General features: G+C 64.9%; 10 protein-coding genes, 1 tRNA gene and 4 pseudogenes. 8 read left to right on the top strand and 7 right to left on the bottom strand.

What is annotated here, in order from left to right; genetic code table 11:
* Nucleotides 1–81: pseudogene (locus ACWCQK_RS41220) on the top strand (transposase); the annotation flags it as partial.
* A 457-nt stretch (nt 82–538) separates the two neighbouring features.
* Here ACWCQK_RS41220 and ACWCQK_RS41215 read toward each other — a convergent pair.
* Nucleotides 539–837, bottom strand: a pseudogene (locus tag ACWCQK_RS41215) (transposase); the annotation flags it as partial.
* A 637-nt stretch (nt 838–1,474) separates the two neighbouring features.
* Between ACWCQK_RS41215 and ACWCQK_RS41210 the strand changes: the two are divergent.
* Together ACWCQK_RS41210 and ACWCQK_RS41205 are read left to right on the top strand one after the other, a co-directional pair.
* Nucleotides 1,475–2,533 (top strand): hypothetical protein, encoded by a 1,059-nt coding sequence (locus ACWCQK_RS41210; RefSeq protein ID WP_451164287.1) that lies wholly within the window; start codon nt 1,475–1,477, stop codon nt 2,531–2,533.
* 143 nt (nt 2,534–2,676) lie between these two features.
* Nucleotides 2,677–2,925 (top strand): annotated as a pseudogene (locus tag ACWCQK_RS41205) (IS1380 family transposase); the annotation flags it as partial.
* 28 nt (nt 2,926–2,953) lie between these two features.
* Here ACWCQK_RS41205 and ACWCQK_RS41200 read toward each other — a convergent pair.
* A complete protein-coding gene (locus ACWCQK_RS41200) occupies nt 2,954–3,292 on the bottom strand; it encodes a thioredoxin family protein (RefSeq protein WP_451164285.1) in 339 nt (112 codons plus the stop codon).
* Nucleotides 3,293–3,473: 181 nt separating this feature from the next.
* Here ACWCQK_RS41200 and ACWCQK_RS41195 point away from each other — a divergent pair, with 181 nt between their 5' ends.
* On the top strand, nt 3,474–3,728 hold the full coding sequence (locus tag ACWCQK_RS41195) for a hypothetical protein (protein ID WP_451164283.1): 255 nt from the start codon (nt 3,474–3,476) through the stop codon (nt 3,726–3,728).
* Nucleotides 3,729–4,060: 332 nt separating this feature from the next.
* Here the strand turns inward: ACWCQK_RS41195 and ACWCQK_RS41190 are convergent, their stop codons facing one another.
* On the bottom strand, nt 4,061–4,399 hold the full coding sequence (locus ACWCQK_RS41190; protein WP_451164281.1) for a hypothetical protein: 339 nt from the start codon (nt 4,397–4,399) through the stop codon (nt 4,061–4,063).
* Nucleotides 4,400–5,015: 616 nt separating this feature from the next.
* On the bottom strand, nt 5,016–6,554 hold the full coding sequence (locus ACWCQK_RS41185) for a PQQ-binding-like beta-propeller repeat protein (RefSeq protein WP_451164293.1): 1,539 nt from the start codon (nt 6,552–6,554) through the stop codon (nt 5,016–5,018).
* Here ACWCQK_RS41185 and ACWCQK_RS41180 point away from each other — a divergent pair.
* The gene (locus tag ACWCQK_RS41180; protein WP_451164291.1) at nt 6,435–6,884 is read left to right on the top strand and encodes an Imm32 family immunity protein; all 450 of its coding nucleotides are present in this window, start codon (nt 6,435–6,437) and stop codon (nt 6,882–6,884) included. The two genes, ACWCQK_RS41185 and ACWCQK_RS41180, sit on opposite strands and share 120 nt — an antisense overlap.
* Nucleotides 6,885–6,930: 46 nt before the next feature.
* Here ACWCQK_RS41180 and ACWCQK_RS41175 read toward each other — a convergent pair whose 3' ends face one another.
* Nucleotides 6,931–7,431, bottom strand: coding sequence for a YfbM family protein (locus ACWCQK_RS41175; protein ID WP_451164279.1), 501 nt, complete (start codon nt 7,429–7,431; stop codon nt 6,931–6,933).
* A gap of 218 nt (nt 7,432–7,649) precedes the next feature.
* Between ACWCQK_RS41175 and ACWCQK_RS41170 the strand changes: the two genes are divergently transcribed.
* Nucleotides 7,650–7,889 (top strand): hypothetical protein, encoded by a 240-nt coding sequence (locus ACWCQK_RS41170; RefSeq protein WP_451164277.1) that lies wholly within the window; start codon nt 7,650–7,652, stop codon nt 7,887–7,889.
* A gap of 379 nt (nt 7,890–8,268) precedes the next feature.
* Here ACWCQK_RS41170 and ACWCQK_RS41165 read toward each other — a convergent pair.
* Nucleotides 8,269–8,370, bottom strand: a pseudogene (locus ACWCQK_RS41165) (transposase); the annotation flags it as partial.
* A 261-nt stretch (nt 8,371–8,631) separates the two neighbouring features.
* On the opposite strand from ACWCQK_RS41165, the gene ACWCQK_RS41160 reads away from it, so the two are divergent.
* On the top strand, nt 8,632–8,952 hold the full coding sequence (locus ACWCQK_RS41160; protein ID WP_451164275.1) for a hypothetical protein: 321 nt from the start codon (nt 8,632–8,634) through the stop codon (nt 8,950–8,952).
* Nucleotides 8,953–9,090: 138 nt separating this feature from the next.
* Here the strand turns inward: ACWCQK_RS41160 and ACWCQK_RS41155 are convergent.
* Nucleotides 9,091–9,165: transfer RNA gene (locus tag ACWCQK_RS41155), tRNA-OTHER, on the bottom strand.
* A 620-nt stretch (nt 9,166–9,785) separates the two neighbouring features.
* Here ACWCQK_RS41155 and ACWCQK_RS41150 point away from each other — a divergent pair.
* Nucleotides 9,786–9,958: transposase (locus ACWCQK_RS41150; RefSeq protein WP_451164289.1), on the top strand; the 173-nt coding region annotated here is incomplete at its 3' end.

Here is a 9,958-nt window from a genome sequence, read left to right as displayed (position 1 = left end):
CGCCGCTACATCATCTGGCGAAACCGCCATGCCGACGACCGGCACCTACGCGCCGTCGTCGACAGGGCGAACGTTGCCTGATGCGGCACTAGCTCGCGGAAGCGGCGGAAGCGGATGCACCGGTCCGGGCGTAGACGAACGTCACCCACACTGAGGCGTTCGGCGCCAGCACCTCGCTCAGCGCGGAACTCGTCCAAGAGGGGAAAGAACATCTCCAGCGGCGGCATACCCGCCGACTCGGCTGCCCGTTCGATTTCGACGGCCCAGCCCAGGTGGCTGGAGTACGCCATGGTCATCCGCCTCCACAGCCACTGGGAGAAGGGGCCGCCGTTCCAGAAGGCGAAACCCCATCGTTGTCGTCGATCTCGCAGGCTACTGCGTAGGCGACAAGCATGGAGTCCAGATGCTGAAGAGAGCCGCGGCGAACCCACATCCCCGGGCGGAGTCGCACCTGGTCCAGGAACTCGTAGACATCACGCAGTTCTCGCGGCTTGCGAGGCCCGGGCCTGCCGGCCGCTGGCTCAGTCATATCTGCAGCCTACTGACAACAGCTAACACGGGAGGCGAATCCGTCGGTGATGAGGCAGCAGGCGAGTTTGAGGAACGCTTCGTGGATGTCAACTCGCCGCTTCCAGTGGATGCGTAGACGTCGGAAGCCGTGCGGCGACGCAAAACTTCTCTCCATCACCCAGCGGTAGGCGCCCAGTCCCGTGCCGTGCAGGGTGCGACGGCGGGCGATGGCGGGCACGATGACGCGGGCGCGGATCTGATCGCGTTAGATGATTCGTGGTTGTAGCCACGGTCGGCGAAAAGGGAGTCGGGCTTGCGGCGGGGATGGCAGACGGTACTCGCTGGCGGTGAGAGCTTGGACGGTAGGGCAAGTTGAGGCCGCGAAGAATCGCAATGGTGATTCGACGCTTCCGATGACCGTATCGCGCGTGGTGAAGCCGGACTGCCGAAATCGATGAAGGGTGACTCGATTGTCAGAGGACTCTTCGATATCATCCTGCTCGTCCGATATGAAATCAAAATGAGGGGAAACTTCTTTCCAGAAGGCAAGTGGGTGCAATTTTTGCGGCAAACCCCCAGTGCGGGGAACTGTTCCAGGCTCCCGCACATTTGATGCGTCGTTTACACGGGTGCGAAGCGGTGGGCGCGGGGGAGTGAGTGCGCCAGTCGGTGACATCGGCACCGTCGGCGACCTGGGTGTGACCACTGCGGTCACACCGGCGTTCTGTTATCGCTCGTACCGACCGTTGTCTTTTCGGGTTAATGTCCATTGAGAAGACAATTGTCCACCGGCAATCGCCTGGCGCTGTGGAGACAGCGAGGGCGACAGATGCCGAGTGACCATGAGCGCGATCATTTACCCCCATGTCTACTTCGATGGGAGCCCGGATTGAGTACCCACCGTCTGACCAGGCGACCGCCGACGAGCCTCGGACGTCACGACACCCACCATTTCCTGCTTCACATGCTGACTCCGGCGTTGATGTGTCTGGGTATGGGCCTGGCCTACATCGGCGCATTCCACGCACCCCACGTGCACGGGCTGAAGGTCGCCGTCGTCGGCACCTCGTCGAGCCAACAGGTGCTGGCCCAGACGATCAAGGACAGGGGCGGTGACGCGGTGGATGTCACCACCGTGCCGAACCGGGCCGAAGCGGAGCGCAGGATACTGGACCGGGACCTGGTAGGCGCTTATGTGCCCAAGGCGAAAACCCCGGAACTGCTGGTGGCCAAGGCCAACTCCGACAGCTCTGCCACCGTCGCGGAAGCCCTGTTCAAGGTCGTGGCCGACAAGCAACAGACACCGCTGCGCGTCACTGACCTGACCCGCCTCTCCAGCGGCGACGTCACCGGCCAAGGACTCTTCTTCCTGCTGGTCGCGCTGAGTATCGGCTCGAACGGTTTCGCTGTCGCCCTGAGTGCATTCAGCGCCACCTTCCGGATGTGGACCCGGGTTGCATTGGGAATCGGGGCCTCACTGCTGGTGAGCGTGATCGGGATTGTGCTGGCCGGCCCCGTCTTCAACGTGATTGACCACGACCGGATCGCCGTGTGGGCCATGGCTTGGCTGTACTCGGCGGGCATTCTCACCGTCGGTCTCGCCTTGCAATTCTTCCTGAAGCGCTGGGGGACGCTGGCCATGATGGTGCTGTTCGTGATGGTCAACTTCACCAGCTCCGGAGGCATCCTGCAGCCGGCGCTGCAAAGAGGCTTCTTCGGCGCACTGCACTCCTTCTGGAACGGCGCCGGTTTCGTCGAGGGCGCGCGCAGCCTGCTCTACTTCGATTCGGCGGGTTTCGGCGAGCGCATCTGGTCCCTGGTCATCTGGCTGGCCGCCGGTCTGGTACTGGCGGCCGCCGCGGCGGCGGCCGAGCGTCGCGTCGTCGCCGCTCCGGGCGTGCCGGCCCACGGCAACCGCGGTGTCACGAGCTCGGGCACCCCGGTTCACCCGGCCCAGCACCTCACCGGCGCCGCTGGGGGCGCGGTGGCACCGGCACACTCGCCCGCCGTCACACCGCGATGACTCCATCGGCCAGGCCCTGGCCCTGGTTCAGGTGACGGGGCTTCTCGCTGGAGCGCGTGACTGGGCTGCCTGCGGCGTAGGGACGCCGTAGGCAGCCAGCGGTTCGGGCATGGATTCTGAGAGGACCTTCTGATGGTGACATGCGCAAGGGCTGGCCGAAGGGCATGCGGCTGATCGTCCGCGAAGAACGCTCGTGCTCCGGCGCCCAGTTGCGCTTCACCGACGCCAGCGGACTACGGCTGACCTGCTACGCCACCAACACCACCCACGCGGCGACCGCCGCCCTCGAACTGCGCCACCGCTAGCGGGCGAGAGCCGAGAAACGCGTCCGAGGAGGTCGCGCCACCGGCCTGCGCAAACTGCCCCTCCACGACACCGCGCAGAACCAGATCTGAGAATGGAGCCAGGCGCGGAGGCCGCTCAGAGGTAGCTGTCCAGGAGCTGCCGTACTTCGGCGCTGGTCATAGGCCCTGTCCCGAGCGCCACCGCCTCTCCCTCCTTCAGCAGGATGCAGGACGGCGCCGCGGTGATCCCGTATCGCTTGGTTGCGGACGGACAGCGCGTGATGTCGATGCGGACAGCCGCTAGGCGGCCCGTGTACTCGTCGGCGGTGCCGCCCACCACGAGGTCCATCGCCCGGCAGGCCTCGACTGCCTTGGGCCATGTTCCGGTGAAGTACGCGAGGACCGGGACTGTGCTGACCTTGAGGATGAAGTCGAACTCAGCATCCTCACGGGGTTGGTGAACCTGCCTCGCCATGGAAGTCCCTGTCTTCGCGTTCCGTCATTCCGCCACCATCTTCCCCCGCGCGTGCGGCAGGCCGGTCCAGCCGCTCGTCTGGCCGACGGGGGGGCGAGTGAGAGAGTCGCGGGTCCGGCCGGCGCGGTTGAGGTGTTCGGCCTGGGGCGCCCGTCGTCGATGCGTTTTCATCCGGCACGGCGTGGCGATCCGGGCCGGATCGGCCGCGAGTCATTGCCACCTGCCTGGTCCGTCGATCGGCTCGCCCAAGGAACGGCCGAGCAGCCGGACCGCCACTGCTCTAGCCATCGCGGATGATCTCCTGCTGGTGATTGCGATCTTTGGTGGCTTGATCGAGCGACTACCACCAGGACGTGGCCTGGCCTATGTGGGAAACGCCGAGGAACTGGCGGCCTACGAGAGGAAGGCGGACACGACTGAGAGCAAGAGTCGATGAGTGCTCCGCAGGGCCGTTACTGGCCGTCCGGGGGCGCCCCGACAGCAGCAGGTCGCAAGAGCCCGGAGATCATGCATGAGTCAAGGTCGTCGGTTGGGGGCTGACCTCGACGCCTGACACCCACAGTGGCGAATGCCAGCGCTGCGCCAAGGATGGCAGCGGACAGCGAGTCGAGGTATGCGGCGGGTTGACCTCCGCCGCAGATCCTGCACGATCGACCTGACAGGGATGAGGCCACAGATTCAAATCGTGTCCCCCTGACCAAGGCGAAGACCCCCGGCCTTGGCGGACCGGGGGCCTTGCGACACGTCCAAACTCAGCGCTCACCATCGCTACGGGCGACCGGAGTCAAAGTACTGCTCACCGTCGTCACCGATCAGATTCGCCGACAGCTCCGCTGCAAGGTCGGCCAGGCCGATGAGGTCCGCACCCGGTGCGTGGGCGCCGGACAAGGTTACTCGTCCCTCGAACCAGTGGAACCCGACCGCGACGCTGCCCGGCTCGCCCCACCTGAACAACGGCTGCCGGCCCACGCTCGGCAGATCAAGGGAGCCCTCTTCCCGGAGTGCCGCACCGCCATAGGCGAACTCGATCCACTCGTCATGCGTGATGGGGCATTCCTCGCTGTCCAGCCAATGCGAGGCTCGCGTCATGTGCAACTCATATCCCATGCTCGTGATCATGCACCACGGGTCCGACACGTCTCCCGTCCGTCGGGCTCCGTCTCAATCTCATTCAGCGCCGTTCACCACCGTTCAGAGGAGACCAGAGGCGGCAGTCACCCAGACGACCAGCCGCCCATGAACGCAGATGAACGGCCCCGACCGAGTAGCTCACGACCGCCACCACAGTCGGAAAGACTGTGCCCACCGCACCGATGGTCCTCGAGTACGCGATGCTGGAGTACGGCCCCTGCACCCAGCGCTGCTCCGTCGATGACCCCTCACGTGAGTGCGGTGACCGATGGAACCACCAGAGTCATCACGTGAGCGGGAGGCGCACCCATCGAGGTCCGCAACCTGTGTGGCGAGCAATCCCGGAAACGGAGAAACGACTCAGAGAAGCCGTCACCAAACTCAAAAAGACCACCGCCGAGCAGAGAACCGAGATCCACGAGCTCCGCGACTTGGACACGCGCCTGACTCTCGCCAGCGACGCTCTCACGCAGAGGAAGACAGCATCAGCAGAGTCGGCCTCTCACTACGTCACTCCATTCCCTCGATCGACAACGTGAGGGCCACTTCGGTCGGTCATGCTCGCAGCGTGCCTGCACCGCATCGGCATTTCCTATACGGCCGAGCAGTCCAGGAGCCGCCCGTCGGTGGTGCCGATGATCAGTCGGCCGCGTCCGGTAACCTTCAGCGCGGTCGCCACGACGGGTACTCCGGCAACAGCCAGGTGCCGACGCCAGCGGACGTCGCCGTCACGGAGATCGAGTCCGACGATCTCGCCATCGTCGTACGTGACGTAGACGGTCTCCATGTCATGGTCGAGGTCCGTGGCTTTCCGGTCTGTCCGAAAGACCCACGTGGGCTCTTCACCGGCCACCATGCGCCGCACGACGAACGAGCCGCCGGGCTGCAACCCGTGGCGGTGGTAGACAGTGCCGGCATAAAGCAGGTCACCATCGGCGGTCTCCACGCCGGGGCCGGCGAAGTGTGTCTCACCTGGCTTCCAGGAGTACGGACACAAATGGTCGACCTCCGCCTGCCTCGGCTCACGCGGACGCTCGGCAACCGGTACGGAGCCCAGGTCCGCTGCCGCAAGCCAGGCTTCACCCGGTCCAGGCTGCTGCCTGCCCTTCGTGGAAAAAACGGTGTCCCGAAAATAGATCCGGTTACCACGCCGAATGCGCAATCTGCTCCGCTCCCCGTTCCGCCCAGCGGGTGCAAGGGCGGGCAGTCCGTCAGCACATCGCACCAGGGACACCGCGCCGGCAGGAGTGAGTTCGTCGAATTGTGCCCCGTCCTGGAGCGCGAGCCGGACCACGGCCTGAGCACGCTCCTCCCACGGTGGCCGCACCAGACCAACCCAGGCCGATCGTTCATCTGCGTCGATGACAATGTCACGGCCGCCACCACCATCGTCGCGGACAGCCCACTGTCGTTGCCCCGAAGGAAGCCAGGACTCCAACTGGATCCCATCGAGCGTCGCCACGATCCTGCCGTCGGACAATTCCTCGACCGCGCGGACGTTGCGTCGCGGGTCCCACTCCGTACTCAGACCGGAGACCGTCTGGCGGGCATCCTCCCGACGGTCGGTTCGCAGGACCGCTCCCCGTGGTCCAGCCAGTTCATATCCGGTGATCGACCGGGGTGGTACGACCCTCCAGTCGGGCCGATGCACCACCGCGACGTGCCCTTCGCTCCACGCGTCTTTGTCCTGCCAGTCGTCAGGCGGTGCCATGACCACCCGTAGTTCCTGTTCGCTATGCCATTCCAAGCCCAGGACTTGACGGCCGAGCTCGTGCTCGATAAGCGACGTGGCGCTGCCTGTCTCCAGGTCCAGAAGGAGCAGTTCCCCTTCGAAGAAGTAGCCGCCGTCGTGGTCGCCCGTACCGACCACAAGAAGAGGGAGCCTGGGGTGGAACGCCATGGCGTGCACGGGATAGCGCGCACGGAGAAGCGCTCGACAGGTCAGATCATCGATGCCATAGACACCAACCGGCGCAGTACTGCCGAACTCGCGCGCGCCCGCCACTGCCACGTGCGTGCCTGCCACTGCCAGCAGGCCGCGGTCCTCGTCGTGGATGGCGAGGACGGGATCACCGACCTCGGCGAAGGGACGGTCACCGAGGATGCGGTCGATGCGCAACGAGATGGTCATGGCGGTGATCTTCTCAGAAGCTGCGTGAAGCCTCGGACTTCAGGAAGCCGAGCGAAGAACGTGACAGTGAACAACGCTGCCGGACTGAAGCCTCAGACCGGCCATCTCCTCGCCCAAGTCCAGGACGGCCCACCGGATGGCGCTCATCTCCATCTGGAGGAGCGCAACGGACTCGAAGAAGGCTCCGTAGGCCTGGTCGTGGAGAGATGCGACGATGAGTGGCCCTTGCCCGATGATGCGGTGGATCACGCGGAACGGCGGGGAACCGATCGACCGACTACTGGACGTCAACGTCCCTCCGCCACAGGTCAGGCCGCGAGCACACCCTGAACGCACTGAGCTTCCCAGGCTGAGGTCTCACCGTTGCATCCGCCTATCAGTCCAACCAGACGAGCACCGCATCGTCCGCTCCGGCAGCGGCCTTCAAGAACTCAGCGAGGCCGTCGTACCAGTGACGACCCCACTCCAGTGCCCCAGGCTCGCTCCATCCGAGGGGATACACGTCGGCGCTGGTCAGTTCGGCAGGATCCATACCACTCACGAGCTGGTCATAGCTGGTAGCCCGCAGAGCTTCCGCCGCGAGCCGGACCCGCTCAGGCCGCAGGTACCTGGGAGGCCCGTAGCCCCAGTCCTCATCCTCGGCGAACGGCTCCTCGCCGTAAATCACGTTCACGGGGAACCCTGCACGCGCCAGCAGGAAGCGGAGCATGTCCCAGGTTTTGTATGTACTGAAGTGGCGCGCTTCCGCCGACGCAGGCTCCGTCTCCTCCTCGGCGTCCTGGACCTCTTCGACGAAGTTCAGAGCCCAGTCGGGATCTCGGATCGCTCGATCGAGCTCAGCAGCCGTGACACGCAGGTACTCACCGATCATGCTCATGATCGGAGACTAGGTGTGGCCACTGACAACGACCGTCAGACGGACCGCCTCAGTTTCTGTCTCATTCAGTCCGGTTCACCGGCATTCCCCGAGAACGGCAGCCGATCCAAGCCTGATAATGAGCCACCGATGAAGGCAGGAGGACGCCCTGCACACCGCCCAGCGTCCCACCACCACAGGTGGCGGGCGTGCGCCCCCGCTGGGATACCGTGCAAGTCATGCCAGCCAATCAAGTCTGTCCGCGCTGCGGACAGGACTGGGTCCACACGTACCGCTTCAAGACCGATGGTGCACGCTTCTCGCTGTGCACCGAGTGCGACTCGTTGTGGTGGCCGGGCGAAGCGGTTGAGGTGGCTCACGCGAAGTTCCTCGATGATGTCGTCGCGAAACGCCTCGGCGTAGAGGGAAACCCGTGGGGCGATCTGGTCTGGGCCGACGTCATCGAGCCGGCTCCGTAAGCGCCGCGCGATCCTCGCGTGAAGCACCCTGATCTCGGCCACCAGGTCTTCTTCCCGGCGCCGCGCAGCCCGGCGCGCCGACGCGGCGGCCCGGTGCGCACAGTAGGTCGAGCGTGGCACGTCCAGCGCACGGCACAGAAACGCAACGCCGTGGCCTGCTGGGTTGGCCTCGGACGCCTTCGCCGCGTCGATGAAGCGACACCGTGCGGCGGTGCCTATCGGATCTTGTCCTGCGCGAAGAAGGCGGTCGCTTTTCCCGGACCCTCGATCGTGGCCTCCTGCTCGCGAACCTTCCGCCGCAGCCGAACCAGCTCCTCACGCTCCGCAGTCGTCAGGCCCGCGGCCGGCACTCACCCCGGCCGATCTTCGCCTGCTTCACCTAGCCCCGAAGTCCCTCCGGACTGACGCCCAGGTCCCGGGCGACCTCGGTGACGGTCTTGTCCGAGGACAGCGCCAGCGCTACCGCGTCCCGCTTGAACTTGGCCGTGTACCTCTACTCGTATTGCTCTTTTGCTCACTACCTGGGACTGCTTCCTCCGGGACCATCCGTCCCAGTATCAGGCTGTCCAGGTCACAGGGGGAACTTCACCCTGTAAAGATCCAGAACACAGGCATCCAGCCGTTCCCCCTCCGATAGTCTCCCCGCGCCAAGATCACCGAGCCCGAAGCCGGATTCGGGCCCACTGCGCGACGGGGCTACGTGACTTCGCGGCTCATGTCGTCTCACGGACTGGAGAACACCATGCCCCGATGGGCCATCGTGAAGGCTCACGGTGAGGCGGAAGCCTTCCGGTACAACATCGACAAGGAACTGGAAGGGACCGAGGCGCAAGCCCTTGCCGTGATGCTGCGGCTCATCGACACCGTTGCAGAAGCCTTCACCGAAGCAGGGCGCCGCCGAGAGAGAAGACAGGTCTTCCGCGTGTCCGAGCGCAGCTACGTCGTGCGCGTCGAAAACCGATGGTCGAACTACGAGGCCCACTTCACCCTCGCCGAACTCATAGCCGACACCCACGATGACGACCTTCCCAGCGGTGCATCCGGTTCGACGCAGGGGCCGTAAACCCTGGCCGCAGGTTGGCCGCACATGCTGGTCAAGGGCGGGATACCGGCGAATCAGGGTGAGACACGGTCACGCCGAGGGGGTGCCGCTCCGGAGAGTGGCACCCCTTCTGACCCAGATAGCCTCTGACCTGCGCGGTGGGTGTGGGATTTGAACCTACGGTGACATCGCTGCCACGACGGTTTTCAAGACCGTGTACCACTTGACTCGCCCATTGAGACCTCGCCGACCGCGTGTCCAAAGCGTAAGTCGTGGAAGGCAATTCGCCCTAGCAGCAAGCGTGTTCACCTGTCATGATCAAGCGTGGTCAACCTTTCGAAGGTCACGAGACGGAAGTACATCCTCCGCGACCTGATAGCCCTGGCAGTAGGCGCAACATTGTTGGCAGTCGGACTCAGAGCCCACCGCCACGGAGGATCCATCGGCTGGGTCGTTGCAGGAGCAGCGGCCATGATCTTGGGCAATCTCCTCGTGGCGCGGCGTCGGCTCGCTCGGCGTAGAGCGGCGACGTCATCGCCGTAACAGCGCAGAGTCGGCTGTCCGTGCCACTCTCGTGCCAGAACGTACGGGGACTCACGGGGAACCGGGGTTCGTCAGGGCGGTACGGCCAGCCTCTACCCGAGGCAGGGAACTTGCAAGTCAGGCCCCTGATCGCCCAACCCCGCTCCTAAGCTTGGCGTTTATCCTCGCTGGATCACCCGACCTGCTGACCTTGGTCTTTTCCCGGGACAGCGAGGCGGCCGTTCTTCACGCTTCGAGGTGTCGAGCAACGTCGCGTGAAGGAACGGCCGCTGGTGAAGAGTCTCGCCGCTGAACAGTTTGCTGACGCCGCGTTGGGTGTCCTGTCCCACTTTCGTGTCGAGTTCTACGACTGCCTCTACTCCCGGGGGGATGCGCTTTTCGAGCTGACAGACGCGGTGCTGTGTGCCGATGGGCCGGTGACGTCTCTGGTCGAATTGACCCTCACGGCCGAACATCGTCGGGGGCACGGGGCGATGTACGACGC

It is taken from the genome of Streptomyces sp. NPDC002306 (assembly GCF_053593435.1).
The sequence above is the reverse complement of the archived record's forward strand: the minus strand, read 5'-3'. Positions and strand labels throughout refer to the sequence as shown.